This is a genomic window from Paenibacillus sp. FSL L8-0663, assembly GCF_038008125.1.
Lineage (GTDB): Bacteria > Bacillota > Bacilli > Paenibacillales > Paenibacillaceae > Paenibacillus > Paenibacillus polymyxa_D.
The window spans coordinates 2,718,618-2,739,222 of record NZ_JBBOYM010000001.1; the positions used below are offsets into that span (position 1 = coordinate 2,718,618).

A 20,605-nucleotide genomic window follows, 5' to 3' on the forward strand; every position below is an offset into this window, starting at 1 on the left:
ATGACTCAGCACAATGTTCAACTGTTTGCATTAAGCCAACCACAGCAACGTATTTGGTACACGGAGCTTGTGTATCCCAATCGCAACACGTCCACGATTATTACCACTGTTAAAATCAAGGGAACGGTTCGAATAAATGCATTGCAGCAGGCAATGAACCGGGTGATTGCACAAAACGATTCTTTTCGTATCAAAATCACGGCTCGGGATGGCATCCCCTATCAATATGTGGAACCGTTTGCTGCTCAAAGCATAGAAACGCTTCAGGTTACCCCGGAGGAAGCTGAGCTATGGGTCAGCCATCACAACGCACAGCCGTTCCCCTTACTGGATTCGCAGCTGTATCGGTTTACTATTTTGCAGCTGGGGGCAGAAGACACCTGGTTTAGTTTCAAGATGCATCATATTATTTCGGATGGCGTTACCATGGAGCAGGCCATTAATGAAATTACGGGGAATTATATGAATATTGTGCATGGTACAGGTTCAGATGCGCCGGCCCCAGCGAACTCATATCTCGATTTTATTCAGACGGAGCAAAGCTATGAGCAATCGGACCGCTATCAAAAGGATAAGATGTACTGGACGGAGAAATTTGCCAATTTGCCGGAGGTTACAGGTTTAAAATCGTACAATCCGCTCACAGTAAGCACGGCTGCACGCCGGGAGACCTATACACTGGAGCACGAATTATATCGTGGTGTCACGGCTTTTTGCGAGGCGCATAACATCAGTATTTTTACATTTTTCCTGGCTGCTCTGTATATTTATTTACATAAAACGACAGGTGAACAAGATTTAACGGTTGGTACATTGTATGCTAACCGTACGTTGAAGAAGGAAAAAAATACAATGGGCATGTTCGTCAGCACTGTGGCTACACGTTTGCAAGTTGAGCCGGAATCCGAGCTGCTTACTTTCCTACAGGGTGTTGGCAAGGAGCAGTCGTCCATTTTGCGGCATCAGCGTTATCCGTATAACAAAATCATACAGGATTTGCGTGAACAACAAAGCGGCACGGATATTGGCCGCCTGTTTGGCGTTACCATTCAGTACCGTACGCTGAGCTTCTCTCGTTTTGATGAAGCTGTTCAGCAGGTGCATACCGATTTCTGCGGAGATACAGTGAGTGACTTTGATATTGCCATGATTGATATGCTGGATGACGATAAACTTGTATTGCAACTGGATTATCGGACCGAGCTGTTCAGCGAGCAGGAAATCGCCCGAATTATTCGTCAATTCTTGAGTGTGGTTGAGCATATGGTGAAAGGGCCACAGCAGCGGATTCAGGAGTTGTCACTGATGAGTGACAAAGAGCGGGCACAAATTATGAATGTATTTAATGCGACCACAGTTCCCTTTCCAGACGATGTGGGGATTCATGAGTTATTCGAGAAACAGGCAGAATGCACACCAGATCAGACAGCGGTTATGTTTGGAAGTCAGAGTCTGACTTATCGGGAACTGAATGAACGGTCGAACTCATTGGCACGAATGCTTCAAGCACAGGGAGTAGGACCTGACAAGCTGGTCGGCCTGATGATGCAGCGCTCCGTGGAAATGATCGTAGGCCTGCTGGCTGTTCTAAAAGCAGGCGGTGCTTATGTGCCGATCGATCCTGAATTTCCGTCATCTCGTATTCAATACATGCTGGAAGACAGCAAGGCTGCAGTGCTTCTGACCAGTCGTGATCTGTTGGAAGAGCATCATTGCAATGCCAATGCAATATTTCTTGAGGATGCAGCATTGTATCAGGGAGAAAGCAACAACCTGGAGACGATTGCTCGCCCAGAGCATTTGGCTTACGTCATCTATACCTCTGGATCGACCGGAAATCCAAAAGGAGTTATGCTCCAGCATCGTTCGGTACTGAACTTTATTACCGGGATGCATGAAATCATTGACTTTGAAGCTGGCAAAACCATTTTGTCACTCACGACCATTTCATTCGATATTTTCGTCTTGGAAACCATCTTGCCACTGTTGGCCGGAATGACGGTTGTGCTTGGCGACCATCAGCATCAGGTGGACCCTCAGGCGCTGGGTGAGTTGATTGCTCATCATTCTATAGACATGTTGCAAATGACACCATCCCGGCTACAGATGCTGCTGGATCATGAAGCTGGTTCCCACGCGCTGCGAGGCGTGAAGGAAATCATGGTGGGAGGTGAAGCCCTTCCGTCCAAGCTGCTCGCAGCACTGCAAGAAATAAATGGTCCCCGTATTTATAACATGTACGGACCTACAGAAACGACGGTTTGGTCGACCGTACAGGAACTGACTCATGCTCAAGAAATTAATATAGGACGTCCGATCGCGAATACCCAAATCTATATCATGAATGCGAGCGGGGAATTGCAGCCAGTCGGTATGCCGGGCGAGTTATGTATTGCGGGGGAAGGATTGGCCCGTGGGTATTGGAATCTCGAAGATCTGACGGCAGAGAAATTTGTGGGAAATCCGTTTGCCGGAGGCAAAGAGGGCTATGAACGGATGTACCGTACAGGCGATTTGGCGAGATGGACACTGGATGGCAATATTGAATATTTGGGACGAATGGATCACCAGGTTAAAATCCGTGGCTACCGGATCGAACTGGGCGAGATCGAATCGCAGCTATTGCAGGTGGAGTCGGTACGAGAAGCGGCTGTCGTGGCCCGTGCGGACGAAACAACGGGTCAAAAACAAATGGTGGCGTACTATGTGGCCAGTCAAGAAATGGAAGCCAGTGAACTGAGAAGTGAGCTGGGGCGGGAGCTACCAAGCTATATGGTGCCGTCGTATTTCATTCAGTTAGAGCAGATGCCGTTGACACCGAACGGTAAAATCGACCGCAAGTCCCTGCCAGCACCGGAAGGCAGTCAGCAAAGCGGAGCGGATTATGAAGCGCCCCATACCGCGCCGGAACGGGCACTCGTGGCGATCTGGCAGTCTGCCTTGGGCGTGCCAACTGTAGGTATTTTGGACAATTTCTTTGATCTGGGCGGCGATTCCATCAAGGCGATTCAAATCGTATCCCGTGCGTTCCAGGCAGGCTACAAGCTGGATATGAAGGATCTGCTTCGCTGTCCAACCATCGCAGCATTGGCACCGTTTATGGTAAGTCGTATGGCAGATCAGGGAGAAGTGAGCGGGGAAACGGCATTGCTTCCGATCCATCATTGGTTCTTTGAACAGGAGCATGTAGACGCGCATCACTTTAATCAGGCGGTTATGCTGCACCGGGAGCAGGGCTTTGACGAAGCTGCTTTGCATCAGGCGCTAATCCAGTTGACCGAGCATCACGATGCACTACGGATGGTATTCAGGAAGACCGAGCAAGGCTACCAAGCGTGGAACCGCGGAATACAGGAAGGCGAGCTGTATCATCTGGACGTGCTAGACTTTAGGGCTTTGACGGATGAAGCCATGCTGAGCGCGACGATTGAGGCGAAAGCAACTGAAATTCAAAACAAAATGAATCTATCCGAAGGACCGCTGGTAAAGCTGGGTCTGTTCCGTTGCAACGATGGAGACCATTTGCTGGTGGCGATCCACCATTTGGTGGTTGATGATGTGTCTTGGCGTATTTTGCTGGAGGATTTGGCAACCGGCTATGAGCAGGCTTTACGGGGCGAGTCTGTCCGGTTGCCGAATAAGACGGATTCCTTCCGTCTGTGGGCAGACCAGCTATCCGCTTATGTGAGCAGTGCAGCGTTGGAGAAGGAGCGTGCGTATTGGGAGCAAATTGAGCAAGTAGGGAAGAGCCAGGCATCCTTGCCTAAAGATTACACTCGTAAATCTCAGGCCAAGCCACAGCTTCGCGATGATCGGACACTGACCGTAGCGTGGACGGTAGAAGAAACAGAACAATTCTTGAAACAAGCTCATCGGGCCTACAATACGGAAGCAAACGATCTGCTGCTGACAGCTCTGGGCACTGCAATTCAGGAGTGGGCGGGCATCCGTCAGGTGCTTGTAAATCTGGAGGGTCATGGACGGGAAGCCATTTTGCCGGATATGGATATTACGCGCACGGTCGGTTGGTTTACCAGCCAATTCCCGGTTGTACTTGATATGGACGAGGACCGGAATGTAGGACGGCGTGTCAAGAACGTCAAAGAAGGGCTGCGCCGTTTGCCGCATAAAGGGATTGGATACGGGATTTTGAGATATCTTGCTAGCGGTGAAGGAGAAGCAGCTTTTGTTGCCGAGCCAGAAATCAGCTTTAACTATCTCGGACAATTCGATCAGGATTTAAAGAATAATGCCTTTCGCATGTCTCCTTATTCCATCGGAGCTTCCATGAGTGACACGTTGACTAAGCGGTATGCTCTGGATATCAACGGCATGATCACGGACGGTGCACTGGAGCTGACGATCAGCTACAGCAACAAAATGTTTATGAAAAAATCAATCAAAAAGCTGGCTGATCTGTTGCAGGAGGGCTTACGTGAGGTATTGGCTCACTGTGTGGGTAAAGAGTTGCCGGAGCTGACACCAAGCGACTTGTCCTTCCAAGGACTGACGGCTGGAGAGCTGGATCATATTGTAGAGCAGACGGCTAATGCGGGAGAACTGGAAAACATTTATTCGCTCACACCCATGCAAAAAGGCATTCTGTTCCACGGCTTAATGGAGCCGCAATCCGGGGCGTACTTTGAGCAGGCGACATTTGATCTGCAAGGCAGCTTTCAAGTGGAGGCTTTTGCCGAAAGCCTAAATCAGCTGGTGGATCGCCATCAAATATTCAGAACGAATTTTTATAGCGGATGGAATGAGCAGCCTTTACAGGTGGTGTACCGTCACAAGCACGCCGGGTTCCGTTTTGAAGATGTACGTTCGATGGAACAAGGTGAGCAGGACGCATACATTGCTGATTTTGCTGAACGCGACAAAGCCGAAGGCTTTCATTTCAGCTCAGGCGAGCTGATGCGGGTGTCTATTTTACGTACAGGCGAGGAGTCGTATCGTTTTGTGTGGAGCTTCCATCATATTTTGATGGACGGTTGGTGCTTGTTCCTTGTTGTAGGGGAAGCATTTAATACGTACTTTGCCATCCTCGAAGACCGCAAGCCGGAGCTCGCTCCGGTAACACCATACAGCGAATACATTGAATGGCTGGATCGGCAGGACAACGTGGAGGCTGAACGGTTCTGGAGTGATTATTTTGCTGGCTTTGAGCAGCAGACCGTATTACCGCAGGTAAAACAGCTGGACAGTCACGCTAAAGAATATGAAGCGGACAAGCTTTCGTTTACACTGGGCCACGAAGTGACGGAACGGATGAACAAGCTGGTTAAGCAGAAGCAAGTAACGGTCAATACCCTTCTGCAAGCAGCGTGGGGCGTTGTGCTGCAACGGTATAACAACAGTCGGGATGTTGTATTTGGCAGTGTCGTATCCGGCAGATCAGCGGATATTCCGGGCATCGATAAAATGATTGGTTTGTTCATTAATACGGTTCCTGTACGAGTTCACAGTGAGAAAGATATGACGTTTGCTGCGTTAATGAAGCAGATACAGGAGCAGGCACTGGCTTCCCGTGCCTATGAAACCTATCCGTTGTATGAAATTCAGGCCCTAACAGAGCAGAAACAGGACCTGGTGAACCATATTATGGTGTTTGAAAACTACCCGGTGGAACAGCGCATGGAGCAAATGGGCAGTCGTGGCACGAATGGCTTTACGATTGCAAATGCTTCCGTGTCGGAGCAAACGAACTATGATTTCAACATTACGGTTGTGCCGGGCGATGAAATTCATGTCCATTTGGAGTACAACGCGCAAGTATTGGAACGCACGGCTGTAGAGCAAATCCGCGAGCATTTGCTGCATATGATTGAAGAAGCGATTAACAGACCAGATGCGCTGGTAGATGAACTTGAGCTGGTGACTGCTGCGGAAAAAGCAAAAATCATCGATGGTTTTGGATCCGTGGGCGTAGCTGCATGGAGTGATGAAAAGCAATCAGAAGGGTTGTTCCACGTCTATGTGGAAGAACAAGCGCAGCTTGTGCCGGATCATGTGGCAGTGGTATACGAGGAGCGGCAGCTTACGTACCGCGAGCTGAACGAGCGTGGGAATCAACTTGCTCGTAGATTGCGGAAGGAAGGCATTGGGCGTGAATCCATTGTTGGTATTTTGAGCGAGCGATCGGTGGACATGATGGTCGGCGTACTGGCGGTGTGGAAGGCCGGCGGTGCATACGTGCCACTGGATGCAGATTATCCTTCAGAACGTATCCGCTTTATGCTCGAGGACAGCGGCGCTACGGTGCTGCTTACGCAAACAGGTTTGCAGGAACGCGCGCAAGCATGGCTGGAGGAGAGCCGACAGGTCTTGGCCGGTGGGCAGTCTGAGGGCGAGTTGGAAATAGCGACTGGCGCTGAAACGATGGAAAGAGGCAGCCTGAGTGAAGGCGTAAGTTTTAAATTAGATTCGAGTTCTGACAACGAAGAAGCATCCGAACCGGCAACAGGGCTGCGTCTGCGTACTGTATTGGCGCTGGACGATGAGTCGTTGTACACCGGAGATGCCACGGATGTGGAACATATCAACGAGCCGCAGGATCTGGCATATGTGATCTACACCTCCGGTACAACGGGACGTCCGAAGGGTGTCATGATCGAGCATCACAGTTTGGTAAACACAGCTGTGGCATACCGACGGGATTACCGTTTGAACCAGTTCCCAGTACGCCTGTTACAACTGGCAAGTTTCTCCTTCGACGTGTTCGTCGGCGATATCGCGCGGGCGCTCTATAACGGTGGCACGATGGTCATCTGCCCGAAAGACGACCGGATTGATCCAAGCCGTCTGTATGGCTGGATTCACGATTATCAGATTACGGTGTTCGAATCCACACCGGCTTTAATCGTACCGTTTATGCAGCATGTGCATGAACAGGGCCTTGACATGAGCAGTCTGGAACTGCTGATCACCAGCTCGGATAGCTGCAGCGTGACGGATTATCGGGTGCTGCAAGAACGGTTTGGCGCAGATATTCGCATTATGAACAGCTATGGCGTCACGGAAGCGGCGATTGACTCCAGCTTCTACGACGAAGAACTGTCAAAGCTGCCAAGTAGCGGCAGTGTGCCGATTGGTCAGGCATGGCTGAACGCACGCTTCTACATCGTGGACAGCCAGCTGAATCCGGTGCCGATCGGCGTACTGGGCGAGCTGTGCATTGGCGGTGCTGGAGTGGCACGTGGATACCTGAACCGCCCAGACCTGACGGCCGAGAAATTCGTGGCGAATCCGTATGTAGCCGGTGAACGATTGTACCGCACAGGTGACCTGGCGCGGTGGATGCCAGACGGCAATGTGGACTTTATCGGTCGGATGGACTACCAGGTCAAAATCCGGGGCTACCGGATTGAGCTGGGCGAGATTGAAACGGCGATCCAGCGGGTACCGGGTGTGCGTCAAGCCGTAGTCATCGACCGGACGGATGAGCGTGGACACAAGTACTTGTGCGGGTACATCACGGGAGAAGCTGAGCTGCGGATCGAGGAAGTACAAGCAGAACTGGAATCCGGGTTACCAGCGCATATGGTGCCAGCACGCTTGATGCGACTGGAGACGATTCCGCTGACCAGCAACGGCAAAATCGATCGCAAGGCCTTGCCGGAACCGGAGGGAAGCATCCATACGGGTGCAGCCTATGTGGCACCACGTACCACGGTGGAGCAAGTACTGGCTGCAGTGTGGGCCGGAGTACTCGGCGTGGAAGCGGTAGGCACGCAGGATAACTTCTTTGAACTGGGCGGCGATTCGATCAAAGCACTGCAAGTATCGTCCCGCTTGCTGCAAGCAGGCTATCGATTGAACATGAAGGATCTGTTCAGCAATCCGACGGTAGCGGCGCTCAGTCCTTTGCTTCGTACAGATGGTAAGATGGCCAGTCAGGAAGAAGCAGTAGGCAAGGTAGATCTGACACCCATTCAGCGATGGTTCTTCGAGCAGCAGCCTGCTGATCTGCACCACAGCAATCAGGCGATGATGCTGTACCGAGCTGGGCGCTTTGACGTCGACGCGCTACGCCGTACGATGGACCGTATTGTCCAGCATCATGACGCATTGCGCACGGTATTCCGTGAGACGGAGCAGGGCTATGCCGCTTGGAACCGCAGTGTAGAGGAAGGCGAGCTATACACACTGGACATTGTAGATTTTAGCGGCGTTGAAGACGAATCCACCGCTGTAGAAGCCAAGGCGAGTGAAATTCAAGCCAGCATTCATTTGAGCGAGGGGCCGCTGGTGAAGCTCGGTCTGTTCCACTGCGCTGAGGGCGACCATTTGCTAATCGTCATTCATCATTTGGTTGTGGACGGTGTATCGTGGCGTATTTTGCTGGAGGATTTGGCATCCGGTTATGAGCAGGCTATTGCAGGCAAAACAGGCACAGCTATCCGACTGCCACATAAAACAGATTCATTCCAGGTATGGGCCAAACAGCTGTCAGCCTATGCGAATTGTGCGACGATGGAACGGGAGCTCGCATACTGGCAGCATATCGAACAAGCAGAAGCCAGTCTTGCGAAGCCTTTGCCGAAGGATTTTGCGAATGATAAAGCCCTGCTCGGAGACAGTGAGGTTGTGACGGTCCGCTGGACGAAGCAGGAAACCGAGCAGTTGCTCAAACAAGCTCATCGCGCATACAACACGGAAATGAATGACCTGTTGCTGGCTGCGCTCGGAAAAGCCGTATATGACTGGTCTGGTTCCGAACGAGTGCTGGTCAACCTGGAGGGCCATGGACGGGAAGCCATTGTACCGGATGTGGATATTACGCGGACGGTCGGCTGGTTTACGAGCCAATTCCCGGTTGTACTGGATGGAAGTCTGGGCCAGGGCGGAAATACCGCTCGTCTGATCAAACGGATCAAGGAAGGGCTGCGTCATATTCCGCAGAAAGGCATCGGCTATGGTATTTTACGATACCTGTCAGATATGAATGTGCTGGAGAAACCAGGCGTGCAGTTACAGGTTCAGCCTGAGATCAGTTTTAACTATCTGGGCCAATTCGATCAGGATTATAAAGGCAATGATCTGGAGCCTTCCTCCTATTCCATCGGTGTGCCTGTCAGCACGAATGCGGCTATGGATTTTGCACTGGATATCAATGGAGTCATCGAGGATGGAGAACTGATTTTCACGATTCGCTACGGTACAACGCAATTCCGTCATGAGACGATTGCACGACTTGGAGAGCTGCTGGCATCCGGCTTGCGTGAGGTGATTCATCATTGTGTCGCCCAAGAAAGAACGGTGTTGACCCCAAGTGATGTCCTGTTAAACCATGTAACGCTGGATGAGCTGGAGCAATTGGTGAAGGATACGCAAGATATGGGTGAGCTGGAAAATGTGTATGCTTTGACGCCGATGCAAAAGGGCATGCTCTTCTTCAGTCTGATGGATGAAAATTCGGCAGCTTATTTTGAACAGGCCACCTTTGAGTTGAACGGTCGTTTTGATGTGGTTACTTTCGGCAAGAGCTTGGATCTGCTCGTACAGCGTCATGAGGCATTGCGGACGAACTTTATCAGTTCATGGAAGGATGAGCCTGTACAGGTCGTTTTCCGCAACCGCAGCGGAGAGTTGTACTATGAAGACCTGCGCGGACTGAAAAAAGAAGAACGTAAAGCGCGTGTGGAGGCATTTACCCTTGCTGATAAAGCCAAAGGATTCCGTCTGGCGGAGGACGCACTCCTTCGTATCTCGATCCTACAAACCGGGGATGAAACGTATCACTTTATTTGGAGCTTCCATCACATTTTGATGGATGGCTGGTGCTTGTCCTTTATGACACAGGAGGTATTTGGTAGCTATCTGGCCCTGCGCGCGGGTCATGAGCCAGCGCTGGAGCCTGTCACGCCGTTCAGTCGATTTATTGAATGGCTGGAACGTCAGGACCGTGAGGCAGCCTTGCAATACTGGCGTGGGTATCTGGCGGACTATGAGCAGCAAATTACGCTTCCGCAGCAAAAAGCACAGCCTAAATCGATGCACACCGGGGAATATGTCGCTGAAGATCTGGATTGCGAATTCCAGCCAGAGCTGGTTGCTCAGATCGAACGGGTGGCGAAGCAAAATCAGGTCACGATCAATACGCTGATTCAAACCGTATGGGGCGTTCTGTTGCAAAAATATAACAACAGTACGGATGTCGTGTTCGGCAGCGTTGTGTCCGGTCGCCCGGGAGATATTCCAGGCGTGGAGCACATGATCGGGCTATTTATCAATACAATTCCAGTGCGTGTGCAGTCTGAACCAGGTGAAAGTTTTGTCGAGCTGATGAAACGAACACAGCGGCAGGCGCTGGCTTCCAATGCCTACGATGCGTTCCCGCTGTATGAAATTCAAGCACTGACCGAGCAGAAGCAGGATTTAATCAATCATATTATGATTTTTGAAAATTATCCGGTGGAGCAGCAGGTAGAACAGTTAGGCGGCGATGGGCAGAATAAATTTACGATTTCGAACGTGGTGTCTACAGAGGCAACCAACTATGATCTGAACGTCGTCGTGATGCCGGGAGAAGGCATCAAGATTCGTTTTATGTATAACACGCTCAGCTTTGATCAAGCAGGCATTGAGCGTTTGTATGGACATTTTGCACGTTTGCTGGAGCAAATTTCGCTCAATCCGCATGTTCGGGTGGAAGAACTGGAACTACTCACAGCAGCAGAAAAACAACAGATTACAGCGGCCTTTAATGATACCGCTTGTGCATTCCCATGCAAACAGACGATCCATCAGCTGTTCGAGGAGCAGGTAGAATATACGCCGGATCAGGTAGCATTGGTGTTTGGACATCAGCGTCTGACGTATCGGGAGCTGAATGAACGGGCCAATTCATTGGCACGAATGCTTCGAGCCCAGGGAGTAGGACCAGACAAGCTGGTCGGTCTGATGGTACAGCGCTCCGTGGAAATGATCGTAGGTCTGCTGGCCGTGCTAAAAGCAGGCGGTGCTTATGTGCCGATTGATCCCGAATTTCCATCCTCTCGTATTGCATACATGCTGGAAGACAGCGAGGCCGCAGTGCTTCTGACCCGTCGTGAACTGGCAGAAGAACACCATTGCCATGCCAATACCCTGTTTCTTGAGGATGCCGCATTGTATCAGGGAGAAAGTAGCAACCTGGAGACGATTGCCCGCCCAGAGCATTTGGCTTATGTCATCTATACGTCGGGTTCGACTGGAAATCCGAAAGGAGTTATGCTCCAGCATCGCTCGGTCCTCAACTTTATTACTGGGATGCGCGAAGTCATTGATTTTGAAGCGAGCCAAACCATGTTGTCACTGACGACCATTTCATTCGATATTTTCGTATTGGAAACCATTCTCCCCCTGTTGGGTGGAATGACGGTTGTGCTTGGCGACAGCCAGCATCAGGTGAATCCTCAGGCACTTGGTGAGTTGATTACTCAACATTCGATTGAGATGTTGCAAATGACACCATCCCGGCTACAAATGCTGCTGGGTCATGAAGTAGGCTCGCGCGCGCTGCAAAGCGTGAAGGCAATTATGGTTGGGGGCGAAGCTCTTCCGTCCAAGCTGCTCGCAGCACTGCAAGAGATAAACGGTCCCCGTATTTATAACATGTACGGACCTACAGAAACGACGGTGTGGTCGGCCGTGCAGGAACTGACCCATGCCCAGCATATTAATATTGGACGTCCTATCGCGAATACCCAAATCTATATCATGAATGCGAATGGGGAATTGCAGCCCGTCGGCGTGCCGGGCGAGTTATGTATTGCCGGGGAAGGATTGGCCCGTGGGTATTGGAAACGTGAAGAACTGACGGCCGAGAAATTTGTAAATAATCCGTTTGCTGGGGGCAAGACAGGCCATGAGCGGATGTACCATACAGGCGATTTGGCGAGATGGACGCCAGACGGCAACATTGAATATTTGGGGCGGATGGACCATCAGGTGAAAATCCGGGGCTACCGAATCGAACTGGGCGAGATCGAATCGCAGCTGTTGCAGGTGGAGTCGGTACAAGAAGCGGTCATCATGGCTCGTGGGGACGAAACGGGTCAAACACAGCTCGTGGCGTACTACGTCGCGAGTCAAGAGCTGGGAGCCGGTGAGCTGAGACAGGAGCTGGGACAAGAACTGCCAAGCTATATGATGCCGTCGTATTTCATCTGGTTGGAGCAGATGCCGCTGACACCGAACGGTAAAATCGACCGCAAGTCCCTGCCAGCACCGGAAGACAATCTGCACAGCGGTGCGGATTATGTAGAGCCACGCACTGCACCGGAACGAGCGCTTGTAGCGGTCTGGCAGTCCGTCCTGGGTGTGCCAACCGTCGGTATGTTGGACAATTTCTTTGATCTGGGTGGCGATTCGATCAAGGCGATTCAAATCGTATCGCGTGCATTCCAGGCCGGCTACAAGCTGGACATGAAGGATTTGTTCCGCTATCCCATCGTCGCAACCCTGGCATCGCATATGCATGAGGTCAGTCGTATGGCAGATCAGGGAGAAGTAAGCGGAGAAACGGCATTGCTTCCGATCCAGCACGAGTTCTTTGCGCAGGAGCAAGTGGATGCGTATCATTTTAATCAGGCGGTTATGCTGCACCGGGAGCAGGGGTTTGACGAGTCGGCTCTGCGTCAGGCGCTTGGCAAGCTGACAAAGCATCATGATGCTTTGCGGATGGTGTTCAGCAAGACAGAACAAGGCTATCAAGCATGGAGTCGCGGAATACAGGAAGGTGAGCTGTATCATCTGGATGTGGTGGACTTTACGAACTTGACGGATAAAGCCACGCTCAGCGCAGCCATTGAGGCGAAAGCCAGTGAAATTCAAAGGAGTATCCAACTGCATGAAGGGCCGCTGTTTAAAGCAGGTTTGTTCCACTGTGTAGATGGCGATCATCTCCTGATGGCGATTCACCATTTGGTCGTGGACGGGGTATCCTGGCGTATTTTGTTTGAGGATTTGGCTACTGCCTATGAACAGGCCGTTCATCAGAAAGTGCTTCAGCTGCCGGACAAAACGGATTCATTCCGTTCCTGGTCACAAAAACTTTCCGAGTATGCGAATAGCGCAGCCATGGACAGTGAACACGCCTACTGGGAACAATGGAACGCAGCTGCTTTGGCTGACCAAGTACGTTTGCCTGAGGATCAAGCGCAGGCCGAAACATTTACCTTAGCTGACACGGATACAGTGGCCTTCCAGCTTACGGAAGAAGAGACAGAAAGATTATTGAAGCAAGCACACCGTGCGTATAACACGGAAATGAACGATCTGTTGCTGACGGCTTTGGGCATGATGCTGTATACGTGGACGGGTCATGAACGCAGTCTGATTCATTTAGAGGGACACGGACGTGAGAACATTTTGCCGGATACGGACATTTCTCGTACGGTAGGCTGGTTTACGAGACCATATCCGGTATGGCTAGACATCGGTCGTGATCACGCTTTGTCGGGATGCATCAAACAGGTAAAAGAAAGTCTGCGTCATATTCCGAATCAAGGAATGGGCTACGGAATCTGGAGATATTTGAGTGAATCCGGCCAAGCCATGGCTCAGCAAGCAGATGCACTGCATCTTGGTCAACATCAAGCTTTTGCCGAGCCACAAGTGAGCTTTAACTATCTCGGACAGCTGGATCAGGACTTGCAAAACAGCGATATTCGTATGTCTCCTTACTCGATGGGATCGGTCGTTAGTGACCGGACGAAGATGAAATTTGCGCTCAATGTGAGCGGAATCGTAACGAACGGCATCCTGGAACTGGACATTCGGTATAACGGCAAAGCCTTCCGTAAAGATACGGTCCAAATGTTAGCCAACCTGTTGAAATCCAATCTGCTTGAAGTTATCGAGCATTGTGTTACACGAGATCGGATCGAATTAACTCCAAGTGATGTACTGTTCAAAGGTCTGACCCTGGAGCAATTAGATACGATTAAGGAGCAGACCCAGACGGTTGGGGAATTGGAAAATGTATATCCGTTAACCCCCATGCAAAAGGGTATGCTGTTCCACAGTTTGATGAATGCAGAAACAGGCGTGTATTTTGAGCAGGCGACCTTTGATCTGGAGGGCAACTTTGCGCCATCTATATTCGAGGAAAGCTTGAAGCTGCTGGTTAGTCGACATGCGATATTACGGACGAATTTCTATAGTGGCTGGCATGGTCAACCGTTGCAGATTGTCTATCGTCATAAAAATCCGAGCTTCTTTTATGAGGATGTCAGAGGGTGTGAACAGGCTGTAGCTGAATTTGTGGCCCAGGACAAAGCTCGAGGCTTTGATTTAAGCAAGGATGCGCTCATGCGTGTAGCTGTCTTCCGCACGGGTGAAAGCTCATACCGTTTTGTATGGAGCTTCCATCATATTGTGATGGACGGCTGGTGCCTGTCCCTGATGACGGACGAAGTGTTTGGTGCCTATGCTGCCTTGCTGGAGAACAAGCAGCCAGAGCTCGCACCTGTCAAGCCGTATAGTGACTATATCGAATGGTTGCAAGATCAGGATGCACAGGAAGCGACCCGTTATTGGAGTGACTATTTGGCGGGCTTTGAGCAGCAAACCTTGTTGCCTGGTGAGAATGCGCAAGCTTCTGTAGCCGCACGGGATGAAGAACCAGACGGAAGTGGTGGAAGTTCAAATTCTGGCTATGTTTCGGAAAAGCTGCCATTTATGTTGGGTAAAGAACGGAGTGCCGCATTAAAGCAAATAGCCAAGCAACAACATGTCACGATTAACACCTTGCTGCAAAGTGTGTGGGGCGTTATTTTACAGCAATACAATAATAATCAGGATGTTGTGTTTGGTGGTGTGGTATCCGGTCGTCCGGCAGACATTCCAGGTGTGGAGAACATGATTGGATTGTTTATCAATACCATACCGGTTCGGATTCAAAGTGAACGGAATGCTACATTTGCTGAAGTATTGCAGCGCACACAGGAACAGGCTTTGGCCTCCAGTGTCTATGATACGTTTCCGCTCTACGATATTCAGGCACGGACTGAACAAAAACAAGACCTGATTCATCACATCATGGTCTTTGAAAACTACCCGATTGGGCAGCAGATGAAGCAGATAGGCGGTTCCGGCGAGACAAAGGCACAAACAGGCTTCTCGATTGCCAATGTGGCACTTGCCGAGCAAACCAACTACGATTTTAACCTGATTGTCGTGCCTGACGAGGATATGTCTATCCTGCTTGAATACAATGCTCTGGTGTATAACCGGTCTACTATGGAGCGTATCCAGGGCCATATCGACCATGTCATCAGGCAAATTGTGGACAATCCGAATATCCGTGTGAATGAGCTGGAATTGGTAACACCAGAAGAACAGGCACAGATCGTTCAGGTTTGGGGGGATACGGCGGTAGCCTATCCACAGGATCAGACGCTAAGTGCACTGTTCGAGCAGCAGGCCACGAACACGCCGGATCAGGTGGCAGTGTTGTGCGGATCGGAATCGTTGACCTACGCGGAGTTGAATGAGCGAGCGAACCGTTTGGCTCGGACGCTGCGTGCGGAAGGTGTTGAACCGGATCAACCAGTCGGTATTCTGGTCCGCCGTTCGCTGGAGATGATCGTAGGCATCTACGCGATCCTCAAAGCAGGCGGAGCCTATGTGCCGATTGATCCAGAATATCCAGCCGACCGCATCCGCTTTATGCTGGAGGACTCGGGCGCGAAGCTGGTGCTGACGCAATCGCATCTGGCGGAGCAAGCCTCACTGAGTTTCGACGGCCAGGTGCTGGTGCTGGATCGTCAGGAGCAGGATGGCCAAGACATTTACCACAAAGACGGTTCGAATTTGGAGCCACTGGCCGGGCCGCATCATGTAGCCTATGTCATCTATACCTCCGGCTCCACAGGAAAACCGAAGGGCGTGATGGTGGAGCATCATTCCGTGCTGAACCGGATTTTGTGGATGCATGATCGTTACGGCTTGAGTGCGGAGGATACGATCCTGCAAAAGACCGCCTTCACGTTCGACGTGTCGGTGTGGGAGCTGTTCTGGTGGTCAATGGTCGGCTCGAAGGTAAGCCTGTTGTCCGTGGGCGGGGAAAAGAACCCGGAAGAGATCGTGGACACGATTGCCCGCGATGGCGTAACCACGATGCACTTTGTACCCGCTATGCTGCATGCGTTTCTGGAGTACGTGGAGCAGCAGCCTCGGGAAGTGATGCAAGCGAAGCTGGGCACGCTGCGCCATGTCTTTGCCAGTGGTGAAGCTTTACCGCCACAGCATGTGGCCCGGTTCCAACGACTCGTGTCGAGCCTGACCGGAGCGAAGCTGATCAACCTGTATGGACCAACCGAAGCGACGGTGGACGTATCGTACTTTGATTGCGAGCCGGATGGGGAATATGCGGTTATCCCGATCGGGAAACCGATTCAAAACATTCGTCTGTACATCGTGAAGGAAGGCACGGAGCAATTGCAGCCGATTGGGGTTGCAGGTGAGCTGTGTATCGGCGGTGTCGGCGTAGCCCGAGGCTATCTGAACCGTCCGGAGCTGACGGCCGAGAAATTTGTGAAAGACCCGTTTGCCGGCGGGGAAGCCGGGTATGAACGGATGTACCGCACAGGCGATTTGGCGAGATGGATGCCGGACGGCAACATCGAATATCTGGGCCGGATCGACCATCAAGTAAAAATCCGGGGTTACCGGATTGAGCTGGGTGAGGTGGAATCGCAGCTGCTTCAAGTGGAATCGGTACGAGAAGCAGTGGTCATGGCTCGTGCGGATGAAACGGGCCAAAAACAAATGGTGGCCTACTATGTTGCGGGGCAAGAGCTAGGAGCCAGTGAGCTGAGAAGTGAGCTGGGCCGGGAGCTGCCAAGCTACATGGTGCCATCGTACTTTGTACAGCTAGAGCAGATGCCGCTGAGTCCCAATGGAAAAATTGACCGCAAGGCCCTGCCAGCACCGGAAGGCAGCCTGCAAACCGGAGCTGATTATGCAGAGCCGCGTACCACGCCAGAACGCGCTTTGGTAGCGGTCTGGCAGTCGGTACTGGGACTACAGACGGTCGGTATTTTGGACAATTTCTTTGATCTGGGCGGCGATTCGATCAAGGCCATTCAAATTACATCCCGTGCGTTCCAGGCCGGTTATAAGCTGGACATGAAGGATTTGTTCCAGTATCCAACGGTTGCAACACTGGCACCGCATTTGCATGAGGTCAGCCGTATGGCAGATCAAGGAGAAGTGAGCGGGGAAACCGCGTTGCTACCGATCCAGCAGTGGTTCTTTGCGCAGGAGCGCGAGCGTCCGCAGCACTTTAATCAGGCGGTCATGCTCTATCGTGCCGAGGGCTTTGATGAGACGGCAGTTCGCCAAGTCATGGATCACATCGTGAAGCATCATGATGCGCTTCGTACGGTTTTCCGTCAGGATTCCTCTGGTTATACGGCTTGGACACGCGGTGTAGATGAAGGCGCGTTGTATACGCTGGAAACCGCAGACTACCGTGAACAAGTAGTCTATGCGGAAGCGCTGGAAGCGAAGGCAAATGAAATTCAAAGCAGCATTCACCTGTCCGAAGGACCGCTGGTGAAGCTGGGATTGTTCCACACAGCCGAGGGCGATCATTTGCTCATAGCTATTCACCATTTGGTGATAGACGGAGTGTCGTGGCGGATTCTGTTTGAAGATTTCTCGACAGGTTACGAGCAAGCGATCAAAGGCGAGCCTGTACGATTGCCATATAAAACGGATTCCTTCCAAACATGGGCACGGGAGTTGTCATCTTACGCTAACCGTCCTGAGGCTGCATCGGATGAAATGTACTGGAAGCAGCTGGAACAGGCCAAAGCGGAAGCGGCGCCGCTGCCTAAGGATTTTGCCTATGAGGGCTCTTTGAATGCAGACAGAGAAGTGCTGACGGTAGAGTGGACCGAAGCAGAAACCCAGCAGTTGTTAAAACAGGCCCATCGCGCCTATAACACCGAGGTCAATGATTTGCTGCTGACCGCATTAGGATTGGCGATGCACAACTGGACAGGCGCAGGACAGGTGCTGGTGAACCTGGAGGGCCATGGCCGGGAAGCGATCCTGCCCGAGGTGGATATGACACGTACCGTAGGCTGGTTCACAAGCTTGTATCCGGTACTGCTGGATACGGGTGCAAATCTGACGCTGGCAGAGCGGATTAAAGAAACGAAGGAAGGCCTACGCCGGATTCCGCATAAAGGGCTAACCTATGGAACTTGGCGCTACTTGTCCCATGCATCAGAATCGGGTAAAGCGCATGCGATTGCAGCAGAACCGGAAATCAGCTTTAACTATTTGGGTCAGGTCGATCAGGATCTACAAAACAGTGGAATCACATTGTCTTCCTATAGCGCAGGAGAGACAGAGGATGCACATTCACCGCTGCAATATACGCTGGATTTAAACGCGATGATCTCGGAAGGCACGCTGCGCTTGACGATTGCTTACAGCCGTAAGCAGTATCGCCAAGAAACGCTGGAACGTGTGGCAGGACTGCTGCAATCCGCTTTGCAAGAGGTGATTGCGCATTGCGTCGCTCAGGAACAGCCGGAACTGACCCCGAGTGATGTGTCCTTCAAAGGTCTGACGACTAGAGAACTGGAACAAATTGCGGAACAGGCGGCACATACCGGTGAGCTGGAAAATGTATACGCACTGACGCCGATGCAAAAGGGGATGCTCTTTTACAATCTGATGGATTCGCAATCAGGAGCTTATTTTGAACAGGCATCCTTTGATTTGCAAGGGCACTTTAATATCGATGCGTTTGCGGCCAGTTTGGATGTATTAATGCAGCGGCATACGGTACTGCGCACGAATTTCTACAGCGGCTGGCAGGATGAACCGCTTCAGGTTGTGTACCGCAATAAGCGCAGTGAACTGTATGTGGAAGATTTGCGGGATATGGAGGAAGTGAAGCAATACGAGTACATCCTCGAATTTACGCGCCAAGACAAGCAAAGAGGCTTTGATCTGGCGCAAGATGCTTTGATGCGTGTGGCTGTGTTGCGCACAGGTGAGGAAGCGTACCGTTTTGTGTGGAGCTTCCACCATATCGTGATGGATGGCTGGTGCTTGTCGCTGGTGACAAACGAAGTGTTTGCGAGTTATTTTGCGATCCTGGCTCATAAGCAGCCGGAACTGGCCCCTGTCACGCCGTACAGTCAATATATCGAATGGCTGGAACAGCAGGATCGTCAGGCCGCATCAGGTTACTGGAGCAAGGTTCTGGAAGGATATGAGGAACAGTCCCGCTTGCCACAGGCAAAAATCCAGGGTAAGACGGGGTATCAGGCGGATCGTCTGGACTTTGACTTAGGCGAGGATCTAACGGCAGGCATTCAGCGCATAGCCAAGCGTTATCAGGTGACGATCAATACGTTGATGCAGACGGTTTGGGGCCTTTTGCTGCAAAAATATAATGGCACAGATGATGTGGTGTTTGGCAGCGTGGTATCTGGACGTCCGGCAGACATTCCGAATGTGGAGCACATCATTGGTCTGTTTATCAATACCATTCCTGTACGCATCCGCAGTCAAGTGGACAGTTTATTCTCAGACGTGATGAAGCAAACCCAGGAGCAATCGATCGATTCCCATGTCTATGATACGTATCCGTTATATGAAATTCAGGGGCTGTCGGAGCTTAAGCAGGATTTGATCAATCATATTCTTATTTTTGAGAACTATCCGGTAGAGGAGCAAATTGAGCAATTAGGCAGCGGTGAAGAGTCCAGCTTCACGATCACCGGAGCCGAGTCTGTCGAGCAGACCAACTATGACTTTAACTTGGTGGTGCTGCCGGGCAACACTATTCACATGAGCTTTGGTTATAATGCCCTGGCCTTTGAACGGGAAAGTGTAGAGCAAATCCGAGGTCATCTGGTACAGCTGCTGGAGCAGGTGACAGCGAATCCGGACATCCGTGTACATGAGCTGGATATGGTTACCATGCAGGAGCGTGAGCAAATCGTCGAGGCTTGGGGGAATACAGCGGCAGCCTATCCAAGCGAGCAAACGATCCATGCCTTGTTCGAGGCGCAAAGCGCGCAGACGCCGGAGCAGACAGCCTTGTTCTTTGAAGGAGAAACGCTGACTTATCGCGAGCTGAATGAACGCGCCAATCGCCTGGCTCGTACCTTGCGCAGTCAAGGCGTGACGAAGGATCGTTTGGTGGGTCTGATGACTGAGCGGTCGGTGGACATGATCGTAGGTATCTTCGGGATTTTAAAAGCCGGGGGTGCATATGTCCCCATCGATCCAACCTATCCGGAGGAGCGTATCCGCTACATGCTGGACGACTCGGGGGCGAAGCTGCTGTTGACGCAAAGCCATCTGGTGGACAAAGCCGCTATCGACGGTCATGTGCTGGTGTTGGACGGGGAGCAAACGGTGTACCACGAGGATGATTCTAATCTGGAGCCATGGTCTGGTCCAAATGATTTGGCGTATGTGATTTATACATCGGGGACGACGGGGCAGCCGAAGGGTGTAATGCTGGAGCATCACGGGCTGTGCAATCTGAAAACGTATTTTGATCAGACGCTTCGAATCCGCACGTCGGATCATGCGTTGCTGTTCGCTAGCTATTCGTTTGATGCGGCTTGCTGGGAAATCTTCC

Annotated in this window: 1 protein-coding gene (running past one end of the window); it reads left to right on the plus strand. The window is 51.4% G+C overall.

Annotation, left to right across the window (positions count from 1 at the left end; all coding sequences use genetic code 11):
- On the plus strand, nt 1-20,605 hold the 5' end (the start) of the coding sequence (locus MKY75_RS11935) for a non-ribosomal peptide synthase/polyketide synthase (protein ID WP_340885401.1). Its footprint extends 21,563 nt past the window's final position; only the first 20,605 of its 42,168 coding nucleotides appear in the window; the start codon lies at nt 1-3; its stop codon lies off the right edge, out of view.